Here is a 26,083-nt window from a genome sequence, read left to right as displayed (position 1 = left end):
GTGCATGAGCACAGTCGAGCAGTTCGGCTACCGCCAGGAACTCCAGCGTTCCCTGGGTTTCGCCGACCTGATGATCTATGGCCTGATCTTCATGGTGCCGATCGCGCCCTTCGGCATCTTCGGCAACGTCTTCTCCATCTCGCACGGCATGGTGGCGCTGGCGTACGTCATCGGGCTCGTGGCGATGGCGTTCACCGCGCTGTCGTACGCGCAGATGGCCAGGGCGTTCCCGATGGCAGGCTCGGTCTACACCTACGCGGGGCGCGGCATCGCGGCCCCCGTCGGCTTCTTCGCCGGCTGGGCGATCCTCCTGGACTACGTGCTCGTGCCCTCGCTGCTGTATCTGGTGGCGAGCACGGCGATGAACTCGTTCGTCCCGGCCGTCCCCGTCTGGGCGTGGCTGGTGGCGTTCGTGCTTCTCAACACCGTCGTCAACTACCTGGGCATCCAGATGACGGCCAGGATCACCCGGATCATGCTGGTCGCCGAGCTGGCCGTGCTGGCGATCTTCCTGGTGGTCGGCGGCGTCGCGCTGGCCCAGGGCAAGGCGCAGGCGGGCGCGCTCACCCCGCTCTTCGACTCCTCCTCCTTCACCTGGACCGTCGTGTTCGCCGCGGCGTCGGTGGCGGTGCTGTCGTTCCTCGGCTTCGACGGCATCTCGACGCTCGCCGAGGAGAACCGCGAGGACGCGCGCAGGCTCGGCCGTTCCATGGTCGCCGCGCTGGGCGTGGCCGCGGTGCTGTTCGTGGTGCAGACGTGGGTGGCCGCCCTGCTCACCCCGAACAGGGAACAGCTGATCGCCGAAGGCGACCTCACCGGCAACGCCTTCTACGACACGGCGGCCTTCGCCGGCGGGCCCTGGCTGTCCGTGCTCACCGCCGTCGCCACCGCCATCGCCTGGGGCTTCGCCAACTCGCTGGTCGCCCAGGCCGCCACCTCGCGGCTGCTGTTCGCGATGGCCCGCGACCGGCAGCTGCCCGCCTTCCTGGCGAAGGTGCATCCCAAGCACAGGGTGCCGGTCAACGCGACGTTCGCCGTCGCCGCCGTGTCGGTCACGCTCGGCGTCTTCATGAGCCTGCGCGACAATGGCATCGGGGAGCTCGCCTCCCTGGTCAACTTCGGTGCGATGAGCGCGTTTCTGATGCTCCACGTCGCCGTGGTCGTCCACTACATGATCAAGAAGCGCAGCCGGAACATCTGGGCGCACCTCGTCGCGCCCGCGATCGGCTTCGCGGTGCTGGTGGCCGTCGTCATCAACCAGAACGTCGCCGCGCAGTGGGTCGGCGGCGTCTGGCTCGCGATCGGCTTGGTCGTCATCGGCGTCTCCTACGTGGTGGGACGCCGGCCCGAACTTCCCACGGAGGTCAAGTGAACGTCGTCTCCTACCACCCCTCGCCGGAAGAGCTGAGCTACACCTTCGGGGGGCGCGCGGCCGTCGGCAAGGTACGGCCGGGCACGATCCTGGAGATCTACACCGAGGACTGCTTCGGCGGCCGGGTGCGTACCGTGGACGACCTGCCGTCCCAGGTGTGCGAGTTCCCCTACCTCAACCCCGTGACAGGCCCCTTCCACGTCGAGGGCGCCGAGCCGGGCGACACGCTGGCGCTGCACTTCGTCTCGATCACCCCGGCCAGGGACTGGGCGGTCTCCACCACGTTCCCCCACTTCGGCGCGCTGACCGCGACCCACACCACGGCCATGCTGCACCCGCCGCTGGAGGAGCGGGTCTGGCGCTACGACATCGACCTGGAGCGGAACGTGGCCGTCTACCACGCCCGCAACAGCGACTTCAGCGTGGACCTGCCGCTCGACCCCATGCACGGCACGGTCGGCGTGGCGCCGGGCGCGAACGAGGTCCGCATGTCGATCACCCCCGACGCGCACGGCGGCAACATGGACACCCCCGAGCTGCGCGCGGGCGTCACCGTCTACCTCGGCGTCAACGTGGAGGGCGGGCTGTTCTCCGTCGGCGACGGCCACGGCCTGCAGGGGCACGGCGAGGTGTGCGGCACCGCCGTGGAGTCGGCCATGAACACCGTGGTCGCGGTCGAGCTGATCAAGGGCGTCTCCACGCCGTGGCCGCGGCTGGAGGACGACCGGCACCTGATGTCCACCGGCTCGGCCCGGCCGCTGGAGGACGCCTACCGCATCAGCCAGCACGACCTCGTCACCTGGACCTCCGAGCTGACCGGCCTCGACACGCTCGACGCCTACCAGCTCGTCAGCCAGGCCGGGCAGGCGCCGGTCGGGAACGTCTGCGACACCAACTACACGATGGTCGCCAAACTGCCCAAGGCGTACCTCGGCCGGACCTCCGTCCACGAGGACGTGCACGCCCGGCTGCGGGCACTGGGTTCCGCGTACACAAGTTAGGGTAAACATTGATGTCGCAGGTCAGGGCACTGATCATCTTCCCCATAGGGTGTGAGGGTGCTCAGGTTGGTGCTGTCCCTGGTCCTGCTCGATCCAGCCGCCGTCACCGAGGTGTCCCAACGCGACGTTCCCGCTTCCAGCGTCCTCACCCCCGATGGTGACCGCCTGGGCTACGCGCCGGTCCCGCGCCCCTACACGGGGGCGCGGCGGCTGACGGGGGTGCTGCTCGGCCGCGACCCCGTCGCCAAGACCGACGTGTTGTGCGGGGGGACGGTGATCGGCTCGCGCAGCCGCAGCCTGGTGCTGACGGCGGCGCACTGCCTCTACCGCGACGGGCGGCTGCTCGAACACCTCGCGTTCCTGCCGGGCTTCGACCGGGGGCGGCCGAAGCTGGGCGTCTGGCCGGTCGTGCGCACGTGGGTGCCGGCCAGGTGGCGCTCGCGGCCGTACTCGCCGGACCTGCTGCCGTACGACGTGGGGCTGGTCGGCGTCGCCCGCCGCAAGCGCCCGCTGGAGGCCGTCACCGGGCGCGGGCTGAAGGCGATGCCCACCGCGCGCGGCACCGAACTGCGCGGCCTCGAACTGCTCGGCTACCCGGCGGGCAAGGGCTACCCCGGCACGACGCTGTACCGGTGCGTCGGCGACACCGTCGAGGCCGTGCGCAAGGGCCCAGGGCTGATGGTGACCCACAACTGCCACGCCACCGCGGGCGGCAGCGGCGGCCCCGCGCTGTACGGCGGCGCGATCGCGGGCGTGGTGTCGTCATCGAGCCCGCTGCGCGACGCCGAGGGCTACACCGTGCTGACCCGGCTGGGCGGCAAGGTCTTCGGCCGCATGTTCGCCAGGGCCGACGAGACGATGCTCGCGCGGCCCCACTGATCAGCCGGTGTGCTCGACGATCCGCTCGCAGAGGGCGTGGGTGGCCAGCGCGTCGCCCGCGTCGATGCGGCGCTCCTCGCGTACGGCGGCCAGGAACTCCAGGCAGATCTGCTCGATGCCGCGCTGCCTGGCCACCGGCACCCAGTCGGGCCTGCGGACGAGCCGCTCGCCGCCCTCGTAGTCGATCACGTCGCCCAGGTTGACCACCCGCCGCTTGGTGCCGTCGCCCATGACCTCGCAGGTCTCCTCGCTGGCGCCGCTCATCCTGTTCATGACGCCGATGGCGGTGAAGCCGTCGCCGGACAGCTCGAGCACGATGTGCTCGATGAGCCCGTCGTGGACGCGGGTCCTGATCGTGGTGTCGGTGACCTGGCCGAGCGCGAGGAACCTGAGCGTGTCGGCCACGTGGATGAAGTCGTCGAAGATCGCCCGGCGCGGCGTGTCGGGATGGTTGAGCCGGTTCTTCTCCATCAGCACCAGGCGGCGCGGATGGGCGACCAGCTCGGCGTAGCCGGGGGCGTGACGCCGGTTGAAGCCCACCATGAGCGACCTGTCCTCGTCCCTGGCCAGCCGGACCAGGCGCTCCGCGTCGGCCAGCGTGTAGGCGATGGGCTTGTCCACGTAGACGTGCACCCCGGCCGCGAGCAGCGGCTCGACGATCCCCGGGTGCGCCTCGGTGGCCGCGTGCACGAACGCCGCCCGCACCCCCGCCTTGATCACCTCATCTACGCCGGTGTAGCGGGCGGCGATGCGGTAGGCGTCGCCGAGCCGGTCGAGGCGGGCCTGGTTGCGGGTGCACAAGTGCAGGTCGAGTGCGGGCTGCGCGGCGAGCACGGGCAGGTAGGCCTTCTCCGCGATGTCGCCCAGCCCGATCATGGCAATCTTCACGCGTCGAGCGTAGCCTTGAGCGCCTCGTCGATCGGGGTAGGCGCGACGCCGAACGCCCGCTGGAAGGCCGACGAGTCCATCACGAACGGCTCGGTGAACTGGTAGCGGACGTGCGCCAGCTCGCCGATCATGTACGAGAACGGCCCGGCCGCCCTGATCACCGGCCACGGGATCTGGAACATGCGCGGCGCGGGCCTGCCGAGCAGCGCGGCCATGCGCTCCCCCACCTGCCGGAAGGTCAGCGGCTCCCCGCTCGGCACGTGCCAGGGGCGGCCCCAGGCCCGCTCGTCCGCGCCGGCCGTGATCAGCGCCTCCGCCACGTCCGGCAGGTACGACCACGTGTGCGGCACGTCGGCCGGCCACACCAGCGGGATCGTCCTGCCCGCGCGCAGCGGCTTGAGGAACCGGTCGCCCAGGTAGGACTGGTCGGTGGCGCCGGGCCCGAAGAAGTCGGACGCGCGGACCTCGGTGGCCCTGATGCGGCCCGCCTCGTGCGCGGCCAGCGCGTCCTGCCACATCTTGGTCCGCACCCGGAACTTGGGGTCAGTGGAGGCGAGCGGCAGGTCCTCGGTCATGGGGCCGGTGACGGGCCCGTACGGGTAGAGGTTGCCCAGCAGCACGTAGACGGCGCCGGTGGCCTCGGCGGCGGCCAGGAACGCGGCGGCCATCGGCGGCCAGTCGACCGGCCAGCGGTCGTAGCGGGGGTTGACGCAGTTGTAGAGGACGTCGGCGCCCTCGGTGAGCTCGGTGAGCCTGGCCTTGTCGGCCACGTCGGCGGCCACCTTGACGGCCCCGTCGGGGCCGCGGCCCGAGCGGGTCACGACCACGACCTCGTGGCCGCGCGAGAGGAGCTTCCTCGCCAGGTGCGTACCGACCTGGCCGGAGCCCACGACGACGTGCTTGCCCATGATCAGACCTCGTTCCAGATGAGGCGGAGAACCGCGTTGACGACGAAGAGCGCGAAGAAGACGAGCGCCGGGGTGACCAGGCCCGAGGCGTAGAGCGCCAGGGCGCCGCCGCCGAACCAGAGGATCTCCAGCGCGGCGCGGGCCAGGCCGGTCAGCGGGTAGACGGCGTTCTCGCCGCCGCCCGCCCCGAACAACGCCCACGCGGCGATGAACAGCGCGGGCGCGCCGAGCCCGGCGAGGAGCTTCACGCCCCAGTTAGGGCTCAGGGTGAAGCCCCAGTAACCGGCGGAGAACAGCACCCCCATCTCCAGGAGGAACATCAGGAGCATGTTGGCGCTTTTAGCGAGGGACGACATCGGGGGGCCTCCTGGGGCGGCGTTCTCTTACGAGAGCAATGCTCTCTCAAAAGAGCGCCAATCGTCAAGAGCAGTGCTCTCGTTTTTTGGCACCGCTCTGATAATCTGCTCGGCATGACCGCCAGCCGCACCGCAAGAGAACGCGTCAGGGCCGAGCTCACCAAGGAGATCACCGACATCGCACGGCGCAGGCTCGCCACCGAGGGAGCCGGCGGCCTGTCCCTGAGGGCCGTCGCCCGCGAGATGGGCATGGTGTCGTCGGCCATCTACCGCTATTTCCCGAGCCGCGATGACCTGCTCACCGCGCTGATCATCGACGGCTACAACGCGCTCGGCGAGGCCGTCGAGACCGGCGAGGCCGAAGTGGCCCGCGACGACCACCTCGGCCGATGGCTGGCGGTCTGCCGCGCCGTCCGCGGCTGGGCCCTGGCGCACCCCCACGAGTTCGCGCTCATCTACGGCTCCCCCGTGCCCGGCTACCAGGCGCCGCAGGCCACGATCGACGCCCGCGTACGCGACGTCGTCGTGCTGGGCCGCCTCGTGTCCGACGCCTGGCGGGCCGGCGCGATCCGGCCGCCCTCCGGCGGGGCGCCGCAGGAGCCGGCGCAGGAATTGGCGCAGGAATTGGCGGGGGACGCCGCGACCATCCGCGAGCTGATGCCCGAGGTGCCCGACGCCGTGGTCTGGCGCGCGGTCACCGCGTGGAGCACGTTGTACGGCTGGGTCACGTTCGAGGTGTTCGGCCAGTTCGACAACACCATCGAGCACCGGGAGGCCGCCTTCGAGCATGCCATGCGGCTGACGGCGGGCACCTTGGGGCTTGCTCAGTGAGACTTACTAAGTTTTACTGAATACATGGCTCGCAGGACACAGGAGCTCGGCCGCTTCACGGACGTGGCGCTGCTGGTGCTCATCAGCCTCGCGGAGGGGCAGAAACACGGCTACCGGATGATCGGCGACATCGAGGAGTTCTCCGGCACCTCACTGGAGCCGGGCACGCTCTACGGCGCGCTGATGCGGCTGGAGGAGCGCGGCTGGATCGAGCCGGTCGCCTCTGCCGAGCGGCGCAAGCCGTACCGGATCACACCCGGCGGCCGGGCCGCGCTCGGCGAGCAGCTCGCCACGCTGCGCCGCATCGAGCGGGCCGGCAGCACGCGCGTGGCGCTGGGGCCGGCATGACTCCTGCCCGCCCGCGTCCCCCGAGGCGGGGACGCTCCTCTTCGACGAACACGACCGGCGGAGGCGGCGTTCCTCCGCGCGGGGAAACGGGGGCCGGTGTGCTGCGGTGGCTGGCTGAGGCGGCGCTGCGTCTCTATCCGAAGGCGTGGCGGGAGCGGTACGGCGACGAGGTGGGCGACCTGGTCACCGCCCGGCCGGTACGCCCGCGCACGGTGGCGGATCTGTTGGCCGGGGCGGCCGACGCCTGGCTGCACCACCGGCGCATCCCCGGCGCGGGCCCGTTGCGCGTGCCGCTCGCGGTGTCGCTGGTCACGGGCGGCTTCCTGCTGTGGTTCCTGTGGCGGCCCGGCCTCGGCGAGCTGCCCGGCGTGTGGGCGCGGGCGGCGGCCGCGGGCCCGATCGCCGAGCAGCTGCGCGGCACGGCGACGTCGCTCTTCGTCGCGGCGGGCGTGACGGCGCTGCTGTCGCTCTGGCAGCTCGGCTCCGCCGTCCGCGTCCACTCCTCCCACGATCAGGCGGCCAGGGCCACCGCGCGGCGGATGCTGCGGACGGCGGGCCTGCTGGCCGTCCCCGCCGCGCTGGTGGCCGTCCTCCTGCTCCGGCAGCCGGTCGGGCCGCTCGGGACGGCGATGACGGGCGGGTTCTTCGTGCCGATCCTCATGGCGCTGGTGCTGCCGCTGCCGCTGATCGCCTCGGCTGCTCCGGCGTTCGGGCCGGCCGTGCTCGCCGCAGGGCGGTCCCTTGCCGTCGCCGCGCTGATGAACGGCCTCGCGTGGCTCGCCGTGGCCGTGCTGCTCGTGCTGGGCCAGGCGGCACCGGCGTTCGTGACGCCGGTGGCCGCGGGCGCGCTGATCGGCGTCTCCATGACCGCTCTGGTGGCGGGCCGTACCCTCGCCAGGGGCAGGACGGGCGCCGTGGACATCCCCTCGCTCAGCGGGACGACGGTTTGAGCAGCGGGACGAGCACCTCGTCCACGATCTGCACCACGAGGCCGTCGGGGAACGGCAGGCCCTCGAACAGGAAGTGGTGGCGCAGCAGAGCGTGACCGGCGTCGATGCGGCGCGGCGTGACGTCGGACGGGTCCACCTCGCCGCGCTCGATCGCCCTCTGCACCACCTCCTCCATCAGCCGCCGACCCCTCCCCTGCGTGTTGCGCCGCATCGAGCCCAGCGGCGACTCGCCGCGCAGCGCCTCGCCGAGCAGCCCGCGCATCGCCTCGCCCGCAGGGCCCGACAGGGCGTTGGAGGTGGTGGTCAGCAGCGCCACCAGGTCGTCGCGCAGGTTGCCGGTGTCGGGCGCGGAGCCGGGCGACGGCAGCGACCGGTAGACCGCATCCATCACCAGCTCGATGCGGCTGGGCCAGCGCCGGTAGAGCGAGGCCTTGCTGGCCCTCGCCCGCTCCGCGACCCCCTCCATGGTCAGTCCGGCGTAACCGACCTCGGACAGCTCGTCGAGCGTGGCCTGGAAGATCGCGGCGCTCAGGGCCTCGCCCCGGCGGCGCGGCTGTTTGCGGTGGTCGGTCACCATGGCAGGCATTCTAGGGAGCGGCCGTGACGGTGCCGGTGTCACCGTTGACGGTGACCTGCAGGCCGTCCTCCAGCACCGACGTGCCGCGTCCCGTGCCCATGACGGCCGGGATGCCGTACTCCCTCGCGACGATGGCGGCGTGCGAGGCGGCGCCGCCGGTGTCCACGACGACCGCCGCCGCGCGCTGGAACAACGGCGTCCACGACGGGTTCGTGTACGGGCAGACCAGCACGTCGCCTGGCTCCAGCCGGCCGAACTCGGCGACGCTCGCGATCACCTTGACCGGCCCGGTGGCCGTGCCGCCGCCCGCCGCCGCGCCGGTCAGCAGCGCGGGGCCGGGGTCGGTGACGGGGTGGACGGCCGCCGGGTCGATGAGCCTGACCCCGGACAGCTCCTCCCGCTTGGCCGCCCGCCGCCTGGCCACGTCGCGCAGCCGGGCGGCGGCCGGGTCGTCGGTGCCGCGCAGCGACTCCAGCTCCTCCAGCCGCAGGTGGAAGACGTCCTCGGGGCGGTCGAGCAGGCGCGCCTGCGCCAGCCTGCGGCCCATCTCCACCAGCGCCCTGCGCATGACCGGCGCCGGCATCATGAACGAGAAGTGGCTGTCCTCGCGGAAGACCATGCCCGCGCGGGCCGCCGCCACCCGGCGAGCCAGCCACCGTGGTCTCACGGGTGGCCCCGCCTGCTCCTCCCGTTCCTTGGGCGGCGCCGCCGCCAGCACCCGCACCAGGTCGAGCACCACCTCGGGGGCGTCGGCCCAGGTGGGCGGCGTGATGAGGATGGGGCTCGCGGTCTCGCGGTGGCCGTACTCGGCCATGAAATCCGCCAGCTCCGCGGCGAACTCCGGGGCGACCTCCGTGGCGAGCTCGGCGGGCGGCCGCTCCGCCTTCAGGGCCCCGGTACGGCGGGCCGTCTCGGCCAGGCGCTCCAGCGCCCGGTTGGCGTCGGAGGTGCGGGTGGGCGCGCCCAGCAACAGCTCGCCGAACATCTTCCTGCGCCCGAGCAGCGTCAGCCCCAGCATCAGCCGCAGCAGCGCCAGCCCGACGCCAGGCAGGTAGTCGATCCGCAGGTCGGCCACCGGCCCCACCAGGTCCATCGCCTGCCTGGGCACCCGCCGCAGCTCCTCCCACGGCAGCTCCTCCAGGTCGAGGGCGCGCAGCTTCTCGACATCCTTCAGGTACGCCTGGAAGCGGGGGTCCTCGGTCCAGCGGGCGGGGTCGTACCTCCTGGCCTTGCGCAGCGCGCGGAACGGCGCCGTCAGCACCTTCCGCTCGAAGCCCGGCCTGACGGGAACGATCCGGTAGACGACGCCGTCCTCCTCCTGGAGCGCCTCGTGGATGAGGTTGCGGATGCCGTACGCGGCGAACACCTTGCTCATCTGCCCCGCAGGCCCGTTGGGCAGCCAGGAGGACATGTCCATCGGGTACGGCCGCTCGGGCAGGTACTCCATGAGGATCTCGGCCGTCTTGCGCTGGATGCCGTCGAGCGGCCCCAGCGGAGGCGGCGGCAGCGCGGTCATGGGCCGGGCCTGGAGCAGGTGCAGCCGCCCCGCCACATGAGCCCACTCGATGTCCTGCGGCCGCCCGAACACCTCGGCCACCCGCCCCCCGAGCGTGGCCAGCTCCCGCAGCACCTCATCGGTCAGCAATCCAGGGGTGCCCGGAACCGGCCCCCGCTCGGCCCGGGCACCCAGCCCACCGCCCTGCCCACCGCCCTGCCCATCGCCCTGCCCACCGCCCTGCCCACCGGCCCCCGCCGGGCTCTCGTGGACGACGCCGCCGCCTTCCGCGCTGCGGACCACGACCTCGCCGCGGCCCGGCCTGAAGTCCACGACCTCGCCCGACGGCCGGAGCACGTAGTGGTCAGGGGTGACCAGCCCCGACACGACCGCCTCCCCCAGCCCCCGGCCCGCGTCGACGACCAGTTGCGTGCGGTCACCGGTGACCGGGTTCGCGGTGAACATCACCCCGGCCGTCTCCGCCTCCACCATCCGCTGCACCACGACCGCGATCCGCACCTCGGAGTCGTCCAGGCGCAGGCGGGCCCGGTAGGCGACGGCGCGGTCGGTCCAGAGGGATGCCCAGCAGCGGCGTACCGCGTCGAGCAGCGCCTGCTCCCCGACCACGTTGAGGAAGGTGTCCTGCTGACCGGCGAACGCCGCCCCCGGCAGGTCCTCGGCGGTCGCGCTCGACCGCACGGCCACCGGCCCGCCGCCGAGCCGCGCGTACGCTTCGGTGATGGCCTTCCGCAGCTCGTCGGGGGGTTCGACGGTCTCGAAGTGCTCGCGGGTGTCACGACCGCGGGCGACCAGCTCGTACGCGTGCGTCGTGATCACGAACCCGTCGGGCACCGGAAGGCCGTGCCTGACGAGCTCACCCAGGTTGGCGCCCTTGCCCCCGGCCGTGGCCAGGTCGGCGCGCCCGAAGGCGTTCAGGGGTGCGACCAGTTTCACTGTCTCTCCTCGACGTAGGCGGTGGTGCGGAGCGGGCGCGCCGGCAGGGCCAGGGCCAGGAAGAACGCGACGACGAACAGCGGCGCCATGGCCGCGAACACCGGCGGCACCGCGGCGGCGAACGTCTCGCGCATCCCTTCCGGCAGCGTGGCCGGATTGCTCCCCGAGATGCCCGACCGCAGCGTGATCAGGGCGCCGACCAGCGCGACCCCGGCGGAGGCGCCGATCTGACGCAGGAACGTGACCGACGAGGTGGCGGTGCCCAGGTCCTCGTACGGGACGGCGTTCTGGGCGGCCGTCACCATCACCTGCATGACGAGCCCCACCCCCAGCCCGGTCAGCGCCATCGCCGCCACGAGCCCGGCCGGTGAGGCGCCGGCCAGCCCGATGAGCCCGAGCCCGGCCGCGGCGAGGATCGTGCCCGCGACGGGGTAGGGCTTGTAGACGCCGGTCCTGGTGATGAGCCGGCCGGAGACGATGGTGGTGAGCAGCACGCCGGCCATGAGGGCGGTCACCATCAGCCCGGCGCGGGTGGCGCTCGTGTGCAGCGCGATCTGCGCGTACGCGGGAAGGTACGACGTCGCGCCGAACAACGCGAACCCGACGACGAAGCTGATCGCCACGGGCACCGCGAACGCCCGGTCCCTGAACAGCCGCAGCGGCAGGATGGGGTCGGTCGCGTAGCGGGCGCTGAGCAGCCAGCCGGCCACGCCGGCCGCCGCCAGCCCGAGGTAGGCGGGGTTGCCGCTCTCCCCCAGCAGGACGACGCCCACGACGGCCACGCCCAGTGTGACGGCCCCCGCCACGTCGAGCGGCGCCCGGCCGACGGGCCTCGGCAGCTTGAGCGTGGCGGTCAGGACGATCAGCGCGAGCAGCCCCAGGGGCGGGTAGATGACGAAGATCCACCGCCAGCTCAGCCGGTCGATGAAGAACCCGCCGATCAGCGGGCCGCCCACGGCCGCCACCAGGTACGCGGCGCCGATGAGCCCCAGGTAGCGCCCCCGCTCGCGCGGGCTCACCACCTCCCCGATGATCGCCTGCGCCCCGATCATCAGCCCGCCACCGCCGATGCCCTGAACCGCCCGGAAGGCGATGAACTGCGGCATCGACGTGGCCAGCGCACACAGCACGGCCCCGGCGACGAAGATCACGATGGCCGCCTGCATGACCGGCTTGCGCCCGTACCGATCGCCGAGCTTCCCGTAGACCGGCATGACGACGGTCGCGGCCACGAGGTAGGCGCTGACGACGGCCGACATCTGGTCGAGCCCGCCCAGCCCGGCCGCCACGGCGGGCAACGCCGGCGCCATGATCGTCTGATCGAGCGCGCCGAGCAGCATGCACAGCATCAGCCCCGACAGCACGAGCCCCATGGCCGCTCCTTAGAGAACGTCTCGTTCTCTACCGAGCATAGGATCCACCCCAAAGAAACGCAACGTTCACTATCCGGTCATTTCCCAGGACGTGAAAAAGCCCGAGTCCTCACCGCCGTGAGGGCTCGGGCTTTCGCAGGTCAGCGGGAGGCGCGGTTGACGGCCGAGATGATGGCCTTGAGCGAGGCGGTCGTGACGTTGGTGTCGATGCCGACGCCCCACAGGACCTGGCCGTTCACCTCGCACTCCAGGTAGGAGGCGGCCTTGGCGTCGCTGCCGGCGGTCATCGCGTGCTCGACGTAGTCGAGGACGCGCACCTGGATGCCGACACCGGCAATGGCGTCGATGAAGGCCGAGATCGGGCCGTTGCCGGTGCCGTCGATCTCGCGGATCTCCCCGTCGAGCCGCACGTCGGCGCTGATGCGGTCTTTGTCGTCGACCGTGGACTGGTGGCGGTGGGCCATGAGGCTGAGCCGGCCCCAGCGGTTGGCGGGATTGGGCAGGTATTCGTCGCGGAAGATGTCGTACATCGCGGCCGGGCTGATCTCGCCGCCCTCGCTGTCGGTGCGCGCCTGCACGACCTTGGAGAACTCGATCTGCAGCCGCCGCGGCAGGTCGAGCTGGTGGTCGGCCTTCATGATGTACGCGACGCCGCCCTTGCCGGACTGGCTGTTGACCCGGATGACGGCCTCGTAGGAACGCCCGATGTCCTTGGGGTCGATCGGCAGGTAGGGGACGGCCCAGGTGAACTCGTCGACCGGCACGCCGGCCGCCGCCGCGTCGCGCTCGAGGTGCTCGAAGCCCTTCTTGATGGCGTCCTGGTGGGAGCCGGAGAAGGCGGTGTAGACCAGCTCGCCGCCCCACGGGTGGCGCGGGTGCACGGGCAGCTGGTTGCAGTATTCGGTGATGCGACGGATCTCGTCGATGTCACTGAAGTCGATCTCGGGGTCGACGCCCTGGGAGAACAGGTTCATGCCGAGCGTGACCAGGCAGACGTTGCCGGTGCGCTCGCCGTTGCCGAACAGGCAGCCCTCGATGCGGTCGGCGCCCGCCATGTAGCCCAGCTCGGCGGCGGCCACGGCGCTGCCGCGATCGTTGTGCGGGTGCAGCGACAGCACGATCGAGTCGCGGTGCTTGAGGTTGCGGTGCATCCACTCGATCTGGTCGGCGTAGACGTTGGGGGTGGCCATCTCGACGGTGGCGGGCAGGTTGATGATGACCTTGCGGTCGGGGGTGGGCTGCCACACCTCGTTGACGGCGTCGCACACCTCGACGGCGTATTCGAGCTCGGTGCCGGTGAACGACTCGGGCGAGTATTGGAAGCGGACGTCGACGTCGGTGGCGTCGGCGAGCTTCTTCACCAGCTTGGCGCCCTCGACCGCGATGGCGGTGATGCCGTCTTTGTCCTGGCCGAACACGACGCGGCGCTGGAGGGTGGAGGTCGAGTTGTACAGGTGGACGATGGCCTGCTTGGCGCCCTCGATCGACTCGAAGGTGCGCTCGATCAGCTCGGGCCTGGCCTGCGTCAGCACCTGGATGACCACGTCGTCGGGGATGCGGCCCTCTTCGATGATCGTGCGGATGAAGTCGAAGTCGGTCTGCGACGCCGCCGGGAAGCCGACCTCGATCTCCTTGTAGCCCATGCGTACGAGCAGCTCGAACATCTGGAGCTTGCGGTGGGAGTCCATCGGGTCGATCAGGGCCTGGTTGCCGTCGCGCAGGTCGACCGCGCACCAGCGGGGCGCCTTGGTGATGACCTGGTCGGGCCAGGTGCGATCGGTCAGCCGGATGGGCTCGAACGGCTGATAACGATGGACGGGCATGCGGCTGGGCTGCTGAGCGGTCATGAGTCGGTGCTCCTCGTCGGTCTTCGGAAGAAAAGCGGCCGACGCGCACGACTGGCTCCGCGGCGAGGGAGCCGGCCTCTACAGGCCCCCGCCGCGGCAGCTAAGAAGCAGCCCGCGCAGCATGCCATGCACGCTACCAGACGTCTCGCCGTGGGCCGCGCAGGTTCTCACATCCTGAGAACGTCAGTCCGCCACGAGCACGCTGAGGCAGGTCACGCAGCCTTCCAACCGCTCAAATTCCGAAATATCCACTTTCATCACCATATAGCCGCGCTGTTCGAGCACCGTCCCTGTCTGAGGGGCCGCGGCGGACAGCAGCACCCGGTTCCCGCCCAGCGGCACCACGTGCGCGCCCGCCTCCTCCTCCGGCACCAGCAGGCCCGGCAGGTCCACGTGGCGCGGATCGCCGATGAGCGTCCCGTCGGGCAGCGCGGTCACGGCCGACTTCAGGTGCAGCACGCCCTTGAGCTCGACGGGCACGACGCTGCGCTCCGGCAGCAGGGCGGCGAGCTGCGCGACGCCCTCGTCGTTGGTGCGGGCCGACCTGCCGACGTACACGGTGGAGCCGACCTGCAGCACGTCGCCGCCGTCGAGGGTGGCGGGCGGGGCGATGCGCACGGACGGCAGGCCCAGGCCGCGCACCACCTCCGCCACCGACTCCACCTCGGGCCGCCGCTCCTCGGCGCCCGGCCTGGTCAGCACCGCGAGGCGGCCGGACACGACCACCGCGTCCTCGACGAACGGCGCGTCGGGCAGGTCGTCGGCGCGCGGCGCGTACACCGGCCGCCAGCCCGCCTCGGCCAGCGCGGCGACGTAGGCGTCGTGCTGGACGGCGGCCCGCTCGGGATCGACCGGCTCGCGCGCGAGATGGGTGACGATGCCCTCGGCGACGCGGGGACCGGGCTTCCTTACCAGCGCAATGCCTGACATAGGGCGTGTTCTATCACGCACTGACTAGAGTCTTGGACATGCGTGACGACGAGATTCTGACCAGGATCAGCGCCCTGGTCGACGAGGAGCACGAGCTGCGCGGCAGGCTCACGGCCGGTCAGGTGACCACCGACGAGGAGCAGGCGCGCATCAAGGAGCTGGAGACGGCGCTCGACCAGTGCTGGGACCTGCTCAGGCAGCGCAGGGCCAGGCGCGGCGCGGGCGAGGACCCCGACGGCGCCACCGCCAGGCCGCCCCGCGAGGTGGAGAACTACCGGCAATAAATCGTTCGCCTCGGGGCGGAGCCGTGCGGTCTCCTGGTTCCATGCGCATCCAGCCGATCGACCCGGAGCAGCCGGGCGGCCTCATCGAGGGCCTGCACGAGGCGTACATCACGGCCGAGGCGGCGAGCGGCGACGACCGCGGCCCTGAGCCCGGCCTGGCCTGGTTCTCCCATCTGATCAGGAGGGGCGGGGCGGGCCAGCGTTACGAGGCGTGGGCGGCGACCGACGGCGGCAAGGTGGCGGGCGGCTACGGACTGGAGCTGTACGAGACCGACAACCGGCACATCGGCTGGCTCTTCCCGCTCGCCGTGCGCCCCGAGTCGCAGGGCCGCGGCCTCGGCACCGCCCTGTTCGCGCACGCGCTCGACCGGATGCGCGCGAACGGCAGGACACTGCTGCTGACCGAGACGATCACCACCGGCACGGCCGCCCGCTTCGCCGCCGCGCGCGGCATGACGGTGGCGATGAACGAGGCCCGCCGCACGCTCGACCTGCGCGCCGCCGACTGGGACGCGCTGCGCCGCATGCGTCCCGAGGTGCCCGGCTACCACCTGGAGCAGTGGATCGGCCCGGCCGGGCCCGAGCTGCTGCCCGACCTGGCCGCGGTGATGGGCGGCATGAACGACGCCCCGCGCGACCCCGGCGTCGAGGACCAGGTCCACTCCGTCGAGCGGCTGCGGCAGCGCGAGGAGTCCATCCCGCTGACCGGCCGCACCAGCTACACCACGATCGCCCGGCGCACGTCCGACGGCGCCCCCGCCGGCTACACCCGCATCCTGCTCGACAGCGCCCGCGACAACGGCTGGGGCCACCAGGCCGACACCACCGTGCTGCGCGAGCACCGCGGCCACCGGCTCGGGCTGCTGCTCAAGGTCGCCAACCTGCTGTGGCTGCGCGAGCACGAGCCGCACCTCGACCGGATCATCACCTGGAACGCCGTCTCCAACGCCCACATGCTGGCCATCAACGAGGCCATGGGGTTCGAGCTGTTCGACGAGTGGCACGAGTGGCGGCTGCCCTTGTGAAGATCGCTGTGAAGATCGCTGTGAAGATCGCTGTGACGATCGCTGTGAAGATCGCATAAGCATGGCCCCGGCCGCCGCGCCGGGGCTAACCTGACGCATTATGACCTTGGAGTCGCTGAGGAACGGAGATCCGCGGCAGGTGGGGCCGTACACCCTGCTGGGCCGGCTCGGCGAGGGCGGCATGGGGGTCGTCTACCTCGGCGAGGGCCCCGGCGGCCGGGTCGCGGTCAAGGTCATCCACGCCAGGATGGACGCCGACGCCGGCTTCCGCCGCAGGTTCGCCCGCGAGGTGGCCGCCGCGCAGCGGGTCGCCAGGTTCTGTACGGCGCCCGTGCTCGACGCCGACGTCTTCGGCGACGTGGCCTACCTCGTCACCGAATACGTCGAGGGCCCCAGCCTGGGCGCGGCCGTGCAGGAGTCGGGGCCGCTCAAGGGGTCGGCGCTCGACGGGCTCGCCGCCGCGATGGCGATGGCCCTGCGCGCCATCCACGGGGCCGGGGTCGTGCACCGCGACCTCAAGCCGTCGAACGTGCTGCTGTCGCAGGTCGGGCCCAAGGTGATCGACTTCGGCATCGCGCATCTCGTGGACTCCGAGATGAGCAGCGCCATCGTGGGGACGCCGTCGTACATGTCGCCCGAGCAGGTGTCGGGCGTCACCGTGGGGCCCGCGTCGGACATCTTCTCCTGGGGCTGCACGGTCGCGTACGCGGCGAGCGGCGTCTCGCCGTTCGGCACCGGATCCGTTCCCGACGTGCTGCTGCGCGTCATCAACGACCCGCCCGAGCTGTCGGGGCTGCCCGGGCCGCTGCACGACCTGGTGGTCGCCGCGCTGTCCAAGAACCCCGCCGAGCGCCCCACCGCGCAGGACCTCATGGACCGGCTGAGCACCGGCCCGGAGAGCGCGGCCCGGCCGGAGGTGGCCGGCTCCCGTGCGCCGGTCGCCGAGCCGCTCCAAGAGACCGGCAGGTGGGTGCCCGAGAACGAGGGAGCGCTCACGGCGGCGTCGGGGCAGCGGAAGTGGGTGCTGGCGGCGGCCGTCGCGGTCGTGGCGGTGGCCGGGTTCTCGGTGGCGATGGCGGTCAGGGGGTCGGGCGATCCAGGTGCCGACGGGAGGACGTCCGCCACGGGCGCGAGCCGGACGACGGGCGCGACGGGCGGCACGGCGAAGAGCACGCCGGGAGGCGGTGGCGGCGGGGCGGGGAACCCGTTGCGGGCCGGTGGGACCGTGGCCTTCTACTCGCCGAAGGAGCCGTTCGCGAGCGAGCAGGCCGGCCGCTGGCGCAAGGACCGCCCGAAGGACGCCGCACTGATGGACCGGCTGGCGGCGGTCCCCCACGCCATCCGGGTCGCCGATCCTGGGGTCAGGCCGAAGGTGGCGGCGGCGGTCACGGCGTCAGGGCAGGCGGGCGCGGTGCCGGTCTTCATGGTCGACGACCTGCCGGGCAGCGACTGCCGGCCGCCCGCCGACACCGAGCTCAAGGGCTACCAGGAGTGGATCGAGGGGATCGCCAGGACGATCGGCCCGTCCAAGGCGGTGGTGATCCTCGAACCCGGCAGCCTGGTCCGCATCCCCGGCACCAAGAACTGCGACCCCGGCGGCTCCCCCGAGCCGCGTTACCAGGCCCTGCGCGCCGCCGTGGCCACGCTCAAGTCGAACCCCGGCACGGCCGTCTACCTCGACGGCGCCCAGGCGCACTGGCCGGGCACCGAGGTCATGGCCGAGCGGCTGATCGGAGCGGGCGTCGAGCGGGCCGACGGCTTCTTCCTCAACACCGCCGCCTTCACCGCCACCGAGCCGACCGTCGCGTACGGCAAGGAGCTGTCCGCCTGCATCGGCGTCCGCGTGAGGTCGGGCGGCTCGGGCTGCCCTGAGGCCGCGGACGCCGACCCCGCGGCGATGCCGCACTTCGTGGTGGACACCAGCAGGAACGGCCAGGGGACCTGGGTGCCGGACGAGCACTATAAGGACCCGCAGACGTGGTGCAACCCGCCGGGCCGCGGCGTGGGCCCCCGCCCGACCACGGAGACGGGCGAGGAGCTGGTGGACGCGTACCTGTGGATCTCCAGGCCGGGCGTCTCCGGCGGCCGGTGCACGCGCGGCACGGACGGCGAGAAGGACCCGGAACGCGGCGTCGTGTCACCGCCGTCCGGCGAGTGGTGGGACGTGCTGGGCCTGGAGATGGCGAAGAACGCCGACCCGCCCCTCGACTGACACCCCGACCCGCCGTCACCCCCCTCACAGCCCCAGCCCCGGCCCGGTGGCGGGCCACCGCCACCCACACCCCTCCAAGGCCCCGGCCCGTGTTGCGGGCCGGTTAAGCGCAGGTAAGAAGTCATGTTAAGCGGACGTTAGATCTGGCCCCGGCCATCTTGTCCGAACAACCTTCCGCCGTAAGGCTCTGGCCAGCACCCACTCCCCCCAGAGCCCTCCAGGAGGTTCTTCGTGAGCAAGGCACGCGTGCCGTGGAAGGCCGTGCTCGGCGGATCTGTCGGCAATCTCGTCGAGTGGTACGACTGGTTCGTCTACAGCAGCTTCGCCGTCTACTTCGCGGCGTCCTTCTTCCCCGAGGGCGACACCACGGCCAAGCTGCTCAACACGGCCGCCATCTTCGCCGTCGGCTTCTTCATGCGCCCGCTGGGCGGCTGGCTGCTCGGCCGCTACGCCGACAGGAAGGGCCGTAAGGCGGCGCTCACGCTCACCGTCACGCTGATGTCGGCCAGCGCCCTGCTGATCGCGGTCGCCCCCACGTACGACTCGGTCGGTTACGTCGGTGCGCTGGTGCTGGTGGTGGCCCGCCTGCTGCAGGGCCTGTCGGTGGGCGGCGAGTACGCGGCCAGCGCCACGTACCTGACCGAGGCGACCCCGAAGGGCCGGCGCGGCATGGCGTCGAGCTTCCAGTACGTCTCGATGACCGCGGGCCAGCTCGTCGGCCTCGGCCTGCAGATCGTCCTGCAGAACACGATGTCCAAGGAGGCGCTCGACTCCTACGGCTGGCGGATCCCGTTCCTGGTGGGCGCGGTGGCCGCGGCGGTGGTGTTCTGGCTGCGGCGCAACCTGCTGGAGACGGAGGCGTACGACGAGGAGGAGCGCGAGGCGGCACCCGCCCGGCGGGGCACGATCGCGCAGCTGCTGGCCCACAAGAAGGAGGCGCTGCTGGTCATCGCGCTGACGATGGGCGGCACGGTGGCGTACTACACGTACACGACGTACCTCACGAAGTACCTGTCGAACACGGCGGGCCTGCCGAAGGAGACGGCGACGCTGGTGAGCTTCTGCGCGCTGTTCGTGTTCATGTGCCTGCAGCCGCTCGCGGGGTCACTGTCGGACCGGATCGGGCGCAGGCCACTGCTGATCACGTTCGGGATCGGGTCGATGGTCGGGACGGTGCCGCTGATGACGGCGCTGGGCCAGGTGAGCGGGTTCGGCGGCGGGCTGGCGCTGTCGCTGATCGGCCTGATCATCATCACGGGCTACACCTCGATCAACGCGGTGGTGAAGGCCGAGCTGTTCCCGACGCACGTGCGCGCCCTGGGCGTCGCGCTCCCGTACGCGATCGCGAACGCCCTGTTCGGCGGCACCGCCGAGTACGTCGCGCTGTGGTTCAAGGACGCCGGCATCGAGTCGGGCTTCTACTGGTACGTCTCCGGCTGCGCCGCCGTGTCCCTCGTCGTCTACCTGTTCATGCGCGAGACCAGGGACGCCGCGCTGTCCCGCAGCGAGGCGGCGGCCGAGTCGGTGCCCGCCCGCGTCTAACCTGGCCACATGCGGGTTCTCCTGGTGGAGGACGACGATCGGCTCGCCTCCGCGCTGACCACGGCGCTCGCCCGGCACGGCCATCAGGTCACCAGGGCGGGGCTGGCCGTCGACGCCCTCCGCCTGGCGGGGGGCGTCGACTTCGTGCTGCTCGACCTGGGCCTGCCCGACATGGACGGGCTCGACGTGCTGCGCAGGCTGCGGCGGGTCTCGGCGGTGCCGCTGATCGTGGTGACGGCCCGTACGGAGGAGCGGGAGGTGCTGCGCGGCCTGCGGTCGGGGGCCGACGACTTCCTGGTCAAGCCGTTCCGTACGGTGGAGCTGATGGCCCGCATGGAGGCGGTGATGCGGCGGGGCACCCGCCCGCGCCCGCCGCGCGACGAGGTGGTGCGGGTCGGCGACGTCCGCATCGATCTGGAGGGCCGCCAGGTCACGGTGGCCGGTGCGCCGGTGACGCTGACGCGGCGCGAGTTCGACCTGCTGGCGATGCTGGCCCGTGAGCCGGGCGTGGTGCGGGGCCGCGAGGAGATCCTGGACGAGATCTGGGGCGATCCGCTGCTGTCGGCGTCCCGCTCGCTGGACGTGCACGTGGCCAACCTGCGCGCGAAGACGGGCCGGCCCGGCCTGGTGGAGACGTTGCGCGGCACGGGTTACCGGCTGGGCTCGACGGCGTGAACGCCCGGCTGGTCGGCACGTTCACGACGCTGATCGTGTTCCTGGTGGCGGCGCTGGCGGTGCCGCTGGGCCTGGCGTACGCCTCCCACCGGACCAACCGGCTGCTGCTCGACCGCCGCGCCGACGCCACCCGCTTCGCCGAGCTGGCCGACCAGGCGGCTCGCGAGGACGACTACACGGCTCTGATCGCCGAGGTCGACCGCTACGCCGCCCTCTATGGCGCCGCCGTCCGCGTCCGCGACAGGGACGGCACGGCCCTGCTCACGGCGGGCGACTTCACCGTGGACGACGGCGAGGCGCTGCGGCTCGCGCTGTCCGGCCGTACGACGGAGGACCTGCCGACGATCAGCCCGTTCGGCCCGGGTACGGTGCTGCTGGCCGAGCCGGCCGGCCGCGACGCGCAGCTGTCGGGCGTGGTGCTGCTCCAGACGCCCACGGATCAGGCGCGCGGCGACGTGACGCTGGTGTGGGGCGCGCTGGCGCTGGGCACGCTGGCGTCGGTCTCGTACGCGGTGCTTGCGGCCAGGCGGCTGGCCCGCTGGATCCTGCGCCCGGTCACCGAGCTCGACCGCACCACGCAGGCGATCGCCCAGGGGCGGCTGGACGCGCGGGCGCATCCCGGCATCGGCCCGTCCGAGCTGCGGCGGCTGGAGGAGCGGTTCAACGCGATGGCCGACGCGGTGGCGGGCGCGATGGAGCGGCAGCGGGCGTTCGTGGCCGACGCCTCGCACGAGCTGCGCACCCCGCTGACGGTGCTCGGGCTGCGGCTGGAGAACCTGGAGCCGCACCTGCGCCGCGAGGGCACCGCCGAGTACGCCGAGGCGATGGCGGAGCTGGACCGGCTGTCGCTGCTGGTGGCGGACCTGCTGGCGCTGGCCAAGGTGGAGGCGGGCGCGGGGGTGGGCGGCAAGGACATCGAGCTGGGGCCGCGCCTGGCGACGTGGCGCGAGGTGTACGCGGCCAAGGGCGTGCGGCTGGTGACCGAGGTCTCCGGCAAGGTCGTTCCCGAGGCGGCGGCCAGGATCGCGGACATCGCGCTCGACAACGCCCAGAAGTTCGTGCCCGCGGGTGGCACGGTCACCGTCGCCCTCGACGGCGGGGTGCTGCGGGTCGCCGACGACGGCCCAGGGCTCGGGGAGGGGGAGCGCGCGGAGGCGCTCGGCCGCTTCTGGCGCTCGGGCTCCCACGCGAACGTGCCGGGCAGCGGGCTCGGGCTGGCCATCGCGGCCGAGCTGGCCAGGGCCTGCGGCGCCACCCTGCACCTGCTGCCCGCCGACCCCCACGGCCTGGTCGTGGAGCTCCGCCTTGCTCAGCCGTAGCGCAAGCGCCGCACCTTGCTCAGCCGTAGCGCAAGCGCCGCACCTTGCTCAGCCGTAGACCGAGCGGTAGTAGCGCGCGGCGCCCGGGTGGAGGCTCACGACGCCGGTGCCGATGGCGTAGCGCCTGTCCAGCCGCCCGCCGGGTGCCGACGGCGCCTGGAGCCGGTCGCGGGCCAGGAAGAGCGTCTCGGTGATCGTGTACGCGGTGTCCTCGGGCAGCGAGGTGCGGCACATCAGGTAGCTGGGCGTGCCCACGGTCGGCACCGCCCTGACGGCCCCGTACGCGCCGGCGGGCACGGACGCGTGCTCGTAGACGGACCCGTAGCGGCGCCGCAGCTCCGGCACCAGCGACTCGAGCGGCACCAGGCGGATGTCGGGCAGCGCCTCAAGGGCGGGCGTGGGCACCCCGCCCGACCAGAAGAACGCCTCGACCCGCCCGTCACGCAGCGCCTTGATCGACGGGTCGAGCCCGAGCCTGGAGACGCGGGGCGGGGTCTCCAGCCCGGCGACGGCCAGCACGCGGGCGGCGGTGACGGCGGTGCCGGAGCCGTCGAGCCCGATGGACACGGCCCGCCCGGCGAGCTGCCCCGGCCCGGTGATCGCGGAGTCCTTGGCGACGACCAGGTGCACGTAGTTCATGTACATGCGGGCCAGGGCGGAGACGGGCTGCCGGCGTACGCGGACGGCGTCGTCGGCGCTGTCGGCCAGCGCGAACCCCACGTCGGCCCGCCCGTCGGTCATCATCGTGAGGTTCTCCACACTGGCGGCGGTGCGCAGCACCCGAACCCGCCGCCCGTCACGCCGCAGCTCCTCGGCGAGCCGGTCGCCGAGCGCGCCGTAGGGACCGCCCGCCAGGCCCGTGGCCAGCCGCAACTCCGGCAGGTCCACGCCGCCGCCCGAGCAGCCGGCGGCGAGCAGCGCCAGGCCGAGGAAGGAGCGTCGGGAAACGGGCATGATTCACGCTATCCGGTGGCGGAGAATGGACGTGTGACGATCGCACGCCTGCGCATCTCCCCAGATCTGACGATGTTCCTGCCCGCGAGCCGCCGCCAGGAGTGGCAGGAGGTCACCCCCGACGGCACCGCCACGCTCGGCCACCACGTCGAGTCGCTGGGCGTGCCGCTGACGGAGGTGGGGCCGATGCTGGCGGGCGGCCGGGGCGTCCCGCCGTCCCACCTGCTCGCGCCGGGCGACGAGGTGGAGGTGCACCCGGTGCCGCGCCCGCAGCCGCTGCCAGGCGAGCCGAGGTTCCTGCTCGACGTGCATCTCGGCACGCTGGCGCGGCGGCTGCGGCTGCTCGGCGTCGACACCGCCTACCACAACGACATGGACGACCCGGCGCTCGTGGTCCAGGCCAACGAGGAGCGGCGGGTGCTGCTCACCCAGGACCGTGGCCTGCTGCGCCGCCGCGCTCTCTGGCTGGGCGCGTACATCCGCGGCTCGGCCCCGTCCGACCAGCTGCGCGACCTGCTGGAGCGGTTCGCGCCGCCGCTGCGCCCGTGGACGCGCTGCACCGCCTGCAACGGCGTGCTGCGGCCGGTGACCAAGGACGAGGTGGAGCCGCTGCTGGAGGCGGGCACCCGGCGCTCCTACGACGCCTACGGCCGCTGTGGCTCGTGCGGCCAGGTCTACTGGCACGGCGCGCACAGCGGCCACCTGGAGGAGATCGTCCGCATGGCCACCGCCTGGTCCGCGTGAGCCGGGCGACGATGGAGGGTCGCATGGAGTTCCGCATCATGGGGCCGCTCGCGGTGCTCGACGCCGAGGGCCGCGACCGCACCCCGACCGTGCGCAAGCACCGCGACCTGCTCGCCCTGTTCCTGCTGCACGCGGGCCGTCCGCTGACGGTCGAGCGGCTGCGCGGGCTGTTATGGGCGAGCGAGGGCGGCGACAGGTCCGACTCCCTGGTCCGCGGTTATGTGGGCGAGCTGCGGCGGCTGATCGGCAAAGACGTGATCACGACCGTGTCCGGCTCGTACGTGCTGGCGCTGGGCGACGGCCTGCTCGACGTCGACAGGTTCCGGCTGCTGGTCGACAGGGGCGCGAACGAGGAGGCGCTGGCGCTGTGGCGCGGCGAGGCGCTGGAGGACGTCGACCCCGAGGGCGCGCGGTGGGCCGGGACGCGCCGGCTGCGCGATGAGCTGGAGGAGCTGCGGCTGCTCGCCCTGGAGCGCCGGGTGCAGGCCGACCTCGAGGCCGGGCGGCACCGCGAGCTGCTGGCCGAGCTGAAGCAGCTGACCCGGCTCCACCCGACGTGGCAGCGCTTCCGCGGCCAGTACATGCTGGCCCTCTACCGCAGCGGGCGGCGGGTCGAGGCGCTGGCGGCGTACGCGGTGCTGCGTGACAAGCTCGACGGCGGCCACGCCATCGAGCCCGACCCCGAGCTGCAGCTGCTCTACCACCGCATGCTGCACGACGACGTCTCCCTGCACGTGTCGGCGGGCCCGCCGGTGCTGCTGCCGCCCGACGTCAGCGGCTTCACCGGCCGCGCAGGACTGCTGGAGCGGGTGATCGGCGAGCAGGTGGTGGTGCACGGGCAGGCGGGCGCGGGCAAGTCGGCGCTGGCCGTGCACGCGGCCTGGCTGCGCCGTGCCGACTTCTCCGACGGCATCCTGTACGCCGACCTGCGCGAGACCACGGCACCGGCCGCCGTCCTCGAGGACTTCCTGCGCTGGCTGGGCTGCCCGGCCCAGGCCATCCCGGCCTCGCTGGAGCAGCGGGCCCGGCTGTTCCGCGCGTACGCCGCCAACCGGTCGATGCTGGTGCTGCTCGACAACGCGGCGGACGAGGCCCAGGTGCGCCCGCTGCTGTCGGCCTGCCCGACGGTCGTGACCAGCCGGTCCCCGCTCGGCGGCCTGACCGGGGCGCGGCGGCTGTCGGTGGGGGTGCTCGACGAGAAGGAGGCGCTGGAGCTGCTGATCGCGGGCTCCGGCCGGGACGCGGGCGACGAGTCCTGGCCGCGGCTGGCGCGGCTGTGCGGCGGGCTGCCGCTCGCGCTGCGCATCGCGGCCTCCCGGCTGGCGGCCCGCCCCGAGTGGACGGTCGGCTACCTCGTGCGGCTGCTGGAGGACGAGCAGGGTCGGCTCGACCGGCTGCACGCGGGCGACCAGACCGTGCGCAGCGTGCTCGCGATCGGCTTCGACGGCCTGCCCGAGGCCGCCAGGCTGACGCTGCGCGGGCTCGGCGCCCTGTCCGCGCCCGACGTCGCCGACTGGGTGACCGAGCTGCTCGGCGGGCAGGCGGAGGCGCTGGTGGACGCGGGGCTGCTGGAGACGTACGGGGTCGACGTCGCGGGCCAGGTCCGCTACCGGATGCACGACCTGACCCGGCTGTTCGCCCGCGAGCAGCCGGTGCCCGGCGTGCCGGCGAAGGTGGCGGCGGCGGCGCTGACGCGGGTGCGGGCCTCGCGGTTCTCGCTGGTGTCGGGCGATCCCGAGACGGCGGTCGCCACGCGGGACATCAGGGAGTCGGTGGAGTGGCTGGCCGCCGAGCGGGCGTTCCTGGTCAGCCTGGTCGGCGACCTGCACGCGGCGGGGCTCGACGAGGAGTGCTGGCGGCTCGGCCACCTGCTGGCGCCGTTCCTGGAGCGGCACAGGTTCCTCGACGACTGGCGGACGGTGGCCGGGCTCGGCCTCGCGTCGGCGCGCCGGGCGGGCGACGACCAGGGCGCCGGGCTCGTCCTGCTCGACCTGGGCGACCTGCATCTGGCGGAGCGGCGGTGGGACCAGGCCGAGGAGGTGCTGCGGCCGGCGCTGGAGACGTGCCTGCGCCACGGCGGGGCCCGCCACGCGAACCGGGTGCGGCTCCGGCTCGGCCGCGTCCATCTGGAGCTGGGCCGGCTCGACGCCGCCGAGGAGACGCTGCGGCAGTGCCGCGAGGCCGCCGGCAACGTGCGCGACGAGGCCGACGCCGACCGGGTGCTCGGCGAGGTGCTGCGCCGCGCGGGCCGCCTCGACGAGGCCGCCGGCCGCCTGCTCGCCGCCGTCGAGGGGCTGGCCAAGCTGGGCGACCGGCACCGGCAGGCCGACGCGCTGCTCGACCTGTCCGCCGTGCGCCTGGCGCAGGCCGCCAAGCCGGCCGCCAGGGCCGCCGCCGAGCAGGCCAGGGGCATCGCCGTACGCCTCGGCGACCGGCTGCTCGACGCCTACGCCCTGCTGGCCCTGGCCGGGGTGAACCGGGCGGAGGGCGCGGCGGGGCGGGCCGCCGAACTGGCGGGCGCGGCGCTGGAGGTGTTCGACGAGACCGGCGACCAGCGCGGCGCCGCCAACGCCCGCGCGTTCCTGGCCCGCGCCTCGCCCCGCTGATCGCCGCGCCTCG

General features: G+C 72.8%; 23 protein-coding genes. 14 read left to right on the top strand and 9 right to left on the bottom strand.

The features are described 5' to 3' along the window. Positions 1–4: 4 nt before the first annotated feature. Genes ACFFR3_RS38765 through ACFFR3_RS38755 form a run of 3 tightly spaced genes read left to right on the top strand, consistent with a single transcriptional unit; the run spans position 5 to position 3,252 of the window. A complete protein-coding gene (locus ACFFR3_RS38765; protein WP_364377653.1) occupies positions 5–1,372 on the top strand; it encodes an APC family permease in 1,368 nt (455 codons plus the stop codon). Continuing rightward, positions 1,369–2,373, top strand: a complete 1,005-nt coding sequence (locus tag ACFFR3_RS38760) for an acetamidase/formamidase family protein (protein ID WP_379484750.1) — start codon at positions 1,369–1,371, stop codon at positions 2,371–2,373. Before ACFFR3_RS38765 ends, ACFFR3_RS38760 begins: the two co-directional genes overlap by 4 nt. A 57-nt stretch (positions 2,374–2,430) precedes the next feature. Then, positions 2,431–3,252: a trypsin-like serine peptidase gene (locus ACFFR3_RS38755; protein ID WP_364377657.1), complete on the top strand. Its 822-nt coding sequence runs from the start codon at positions 2,431–2,433 to the stop codon at positions 3,250–3,252. Here ACFFR3_RS38755 and ACFFR3_RS38750 read toward each other — a convergent pair whose 3' ends face one another. The 3 genes from ACFFR3_RS38750 to ACFFR3_RS38740 are packed head-to-tail and all read right to left on the bottom strand — an operon-like array spanning position 3,253 to position 5,404. Continuing rightward, positions 3,253–4,140 (bottom strand): Gfo/Idh/MocA family protein, encoded by an 888-nt coding sequence (locus ACFFR3_RS38750; RefSeq protein ID WP_345399218.1) that lies wholly within the window; start codon positions 4,138–4,140, stop codon positions 3,253–3,255. It abuts the gene before it with no gap. After that, complete coding sequence (locus ACFFR3_RS38745; protein ID WP_345399215.1) at positions 4,137–5,048, bottom strand: NAD-dependent epimerase/dehydratase family protein; 912 nt, start codon at positions 5,046–5,048, stop codon at positions 4,137–4,139. The genes ACFFR3_RS38750 and ACFFR3_RS38745 overlap by 4 nt, the downstream gene beginning before the upstream one ends. 2 nt (positions 5,049–5,050) lie before the next feature. After that, positions 5,051–5,404 carry a YrdB family protein gene (locus ACFFR3_RS38740; RefSeq protein ID WP_364377661.1) on the bottom strand — a complete coding sequence of 118 codons (354 nt, stop codon included), beginning with the start codon at positions 5,402–5,404 and terminating at the stop codon, positions 5,051–5,053. Between the two features lie 114 nt (positions 5,405–5,518). On the opposite strand from ACFFR3_RS38740, the gene ACFFR3_RS38735 reads away from it, so the two are divergent. The 3 genes from ACFFR3_RS38735 to ACFFR3_RS38725 all read left to right on the top strand — a co-directional run bounded on the left by ACFFR3_RS38735 (position 5,519) and on the right by ACFFR3_RS38725 (position 7,533). Further along, positions 5,519–6,235, top strand: a complete 717-nt coding sequence (locus ACFFR3_RS38735; protein ID WP_379484749.1) for a TetR/AcrR family transcriptional regulator — start codon at positions 5,519–5,521, stop codon at positions 6,233–6,235. A 24-nt stretch (positions 6,236–6,259) separates the two neighbouring features. Next, positions 6,260–6,583: a PadR family transcriptional regulator gene (locus ACFFR3_RS38730; protein WP_345399206.1), complete on the top strand. Its 324-nt coding sequence runs from the start codon at positions 6,260–6,262 to the stop codon at positions 6,581–6,583. A gap of 98 nt (positions 6,584–6,681) precedes the next feature. Then, positions 6,682–7,533: a hypothetical protein gene (locus ACFFR3_RS38725; protein WP_345399203.1), complete on the top strand. Its 852-nt coding sequence runs from the start codon at positions 6,682–6,684 to the stop codon at positions 7,531–7,533. Here the strand turns inward: ACFFR3_RS38725 and ACFFR3_RS38720 are convergent. From ACFFR3_RS38720 to ddaH, 5 genes are all read right to left on the bottom strand, one after another. Further along, positions 7,514–8,110, bottom strand: a complete 597-nt coding sequence (locus ACFFR3_RS38720) for a TetR/AcrR family transcriptional regulator (protein ID WP_345399200.1) — start codon at positions 8,108–8,110, stop codon at positions 7,514–7,516. The two genes, ACFFR3_RS38725 and ACFFR3_RS38720, sit on opposite strands and share 20 nt — an antisense overlap. A gap of 10 nt (positions 8,111–8,120) precedes the next feature. Next, entirely contained in the window at positions 8,121–10,559 is a 2,439-nt protein-coding gene (locus tag ACFFR3_RS38715; protein ID WP_379484748.1) for a PEP/pyruvate-binding domain-containing protein, read from the bottom strand. Further along, positions 10,556–11,932, bottom strand: coding sequence for an MDR family MFS transporter (locus tag ACFFR3_RS38710; protein WP_379484747.1), 1,377 nt, complete (start codon positions 11,930–11,932; stop codon positions 10,556–10,558). Before ACFFR3_RS38710 ends, ACFFR3_RS38715 begins: the two co-directional genes overlap by 4 nt. Before the next feature lie 140 nt (positions 11,933–12,072). Then, positions 12,073–13,779, bottom strand: coding sequence for a 2-isopropylmalate synthase (leuA, locus tag ACFFR3_RS38705; RefSeq protein ID WP_364377670.1), 1,707 nt, complete (start codon positions 13,777–13,779; stop codon positions 12,073–12,075). A 183-nt stretch (positions 13,780–13,962) separates the two neighbouring features. Next, positions 13,963–14,709: a dimethylargininase gene (ddaH, locus tag ACFFR3_RS38700; RefSeq protein ID WP_345399193.1), complete on the bottom strand. Its 747-nt coding sequence runs from the start codon at positions 14,707–14,709 to the stop codon at positions 13,963–13,965. A gap of 38 nt (positions 14,710–14,747) precedes the next feature. On the opposite strand from ddaH, the gene ACFFR3_RS38695 reads away from it, so the two are divergent. The 6 genes from ACFFR3_RS38695 to ACFFR3_RS38670 all read left to right on the top strand — a co-directional run bounded on the left by ACFFR3_RS38695 (position 14,748) and on the right by ACFFR3_RS38670 (position 21,766). Continuing rightward, positions 14,748–14,993: a DUF2630 family protein gene (locus tag ACFFR3_RS38695; RefSeq protein WP_345399190.1), complete on the top strand. Its 246-nt coding sequence runs from the start codon at positions 14,748–14,750 to the stop codon at positions 14,991–14,993. Positions 14,994–15,034: 41 nt separating this feature from the next. Next, positions 15,035–16,018, top strand: a complete 984-nt coding sequence (locus tag ACFFR3_RS38690; protein WP_345399187.1) for a GNAT family N-acetyltransferase — start codon at positions 15,035–15,037, stop codon at positions 16,016–16,018. Between the two features lie 100 nt (positions 16,019–16,118). Then, positions 16,119–18,230, top strand: a complete 2,112-nt coding sequence (locus ACFFR3_RS38685) for a glycoside hydrolase family 6 protein (RefSeq protein WP_379484746.1) — start codon at positions 16,119–16,121, stop codon at positions 18,228–18,230. 231 nt (positions 18,231–18,461) lie between these two features. After that, positions 18,462–19,772 (top strand): MFS transporter, encoded by a 1,311-nt coding sequence (locus ACFFR3_RS38680; RefSeq protein WP_364377680.1) that lies wholly within the window; start codon positions 18,462–18,464, stop codon positions 19,770–19,772. A 9-nt stretch (positions 19,773–19,781) separates the two neighbouring features. Next, positions 19,782–20,447 (top strand): response regulator transcription factor, encoded by a 666-nt coding sequence (locus ACFFR3_RS38675; RefSeq protein WP_364377682.1) that lies wholly within the window; start codon positions 19,782–19,784, stop codon positions 20,445–20,447. Further along, positions 20,444–21,766: a sensor histidine kinase gene (locus ACFFR3_RS38670; protein ID WP_364377683.1), complete on the top strand. Its 1,323-nt coding sequence runs from the start codon at positions 20,444–20,446 to the stop codon at positions 21,764–21,766. The genes ACFFR3_RS38675 and ACFFR3_RS38670 overlap by 4 nt, the downstream gene beginning before the upstream one ends. 48 nt (positions 21,767–21,814) lie before the next feature. Here ACFFR3_RS38670 and ACFFR3_RS38665 read toward each other — a convergent pair whose 3' ends face one another. Beyond that, positions 21,815–22,720: a TAXI family TRAP transporter solute-binding subunit gene (locus ACFFR3_RS38665; RefSeq protein WP_345399175.1), complete on the bottom strand. Its 906-nt coding sequence runs from the start codon at positions 22,718–22,720 to the stop codon at positions 21,815–21,817. A gap of 39 nt (positions 22,721–22,759) precedes the next feature. On the opposite strand from ACFFR3_RS38665, the gene ACFFR3_RS38660 reads away from it, so the two are divergent. Next, complete coding sequence (locus ACFFR3_RS38660; protein WP_379484817.1) at positions 22,760–23,464, top strand: Mut7-C RNAse domain-containing protein; 705 nt, start codon at positions 22,760–22,762, stop codon at positions 23,462–23,464. Positions 23,465–23,487: 23 nt separating this feature from the next. Next, the gene (locus ACFFR3_RS38655) at positions 23,488–26,070 is read left to right on the top strand and encodes an AfsR/SARP family transcriptional regulator (RefSeq protein WP_364377687.1); all 2,583 of its coding nucleotides are present in this window, start codon (positions 23,488–23,490) and stop codon (positions 26,068–26,070) included. The last annotated feature ends 13 nt before the right edge of the window (positions 26,071–26,083 follow it).

Origin of the sequence: Nonomuraea salmonea (assembly GCF_042428605.1) — a bacterium.
Classification (GTDB): Bacteria; Actinomycetota; Actinomycetes; order Streptosporangiales; family Streptosporangiaceae; genus Nonomuraea; species Nonomuraea salmonea.
The sequence above is the reverse complement of the archived record's forward strand: the minus strand, read 5'-3'. Positions and strand labels throughout refer to the sequence as shown.

Bases quoted from the DNA above. Each gene is read 5' to 3' on its own strand.
- ACFFR3_RS38665 (WP_345399175.1), bottom strand. From the start codon at position 22,720: ATGCCCGTTTCCCGACGCTCCTTCCTCGGCCTGGCGCTGCTCGCCGCC.
- ACFFR3_RS38730 (WP_345399206.1), top strand. From the start codon at position 6,260: ATGGCTCGCAGGACACAGGAGCTCGGCCGCTTCACGGACGTGGCGCTG.
- ddaH (WP_345399193.1), bottom strand. From the start codon at position 14,709: ATGTCAGGCATTGCGCTGGTAAGGAAGCCCGGTCCCCGCGTCGCCGAG.
- ACFFR3_RS38690 (WP_345399187.1), top strand. From the start codon at position 15,035: ATGCGCATCCAGCCGATCGACCCGGAGCAGCCGGGCGGCCTCATCGAG.
- ACFFR3_RS38735 (WP_379484749.1), top strand. From the start codon at position 5,519: ATGACCGCCAGCCGCACCGCAAGAGAACGCGTCAGGGCCGAGCTCACC.
- ACFFR3_RS38740 (WP_364377661.1), bottom strand. From the start codon at position 5,404: ATGTCGTCCCTCGCTAAAAGCGCCAACATGCTCCTGATGTTCCTCCTG.
- ACFFR3_RS38695 (WP_345399190.1), top strand. From the start codon at position 14,748: ATGCGTGACGACGAGATTCTGACCAGGATCAGCGCCCTGGTCGACGAG.
- ACFFR3_RS38720 (WP_345399200.1), bottom strand. From the start codon at position 8,110: ATGGTGACCGACCACCGCAAACAGCCGCGCCGCCGGGGCGAGGCCCTG.
- ACFFR3_RS38655 (WP_364377687.1), top strand. From the start codon at position 23,488: ATGGAGTTCCGCATCATGGGGCCGCTCGCGGTGCTCGACGCCGAGGGC.
- ACFFR3_RS38765 (WP_364377653.1), top strand. From the start codon at position 5: ATGAGCACAGTCGAGCAGTTCGGCTACCGCCAGGAACTCCAGCGTTCC.
- ACFFR3_RS38675 (WP_364377682.1), top strand. From the start codon at position 19,782: ATGCGGGTTCTCCTGGTGGAGGACGACGATCGGCTCGCCTCCGCGCTG.
- ACFFR3_RS38745 (WP_345399215.1), bottom strand. From the start codon at position 5,048: ATGGGCAAGCACGTCGTCGTGGGCTCCGGCCAGGTCGGTACGCACCTG.
- ACFFR3_RS38710 (WP_379484747.1), bottom strand. From the start codon at position 11,932: ATGGGGCTCGTGCTGTCGGGGCTGATGCTGTGCATGCTGCTCGGCGCG.
- ACFFR3_RS38685 (WP_379484746.1), top strand. From the start codon at position 16,119: ATGACCTTGGAGTCGCTGAGGAACGGAGATCCGCGGCAGGTGGGGCCG.
- leuA (WP_364377670.1), bottom strand. From the start codon at position 13,779: ATGACCGCTCAGCAGCCCAGCCGCATGCCCGTCCATCGTTATCAGCCG.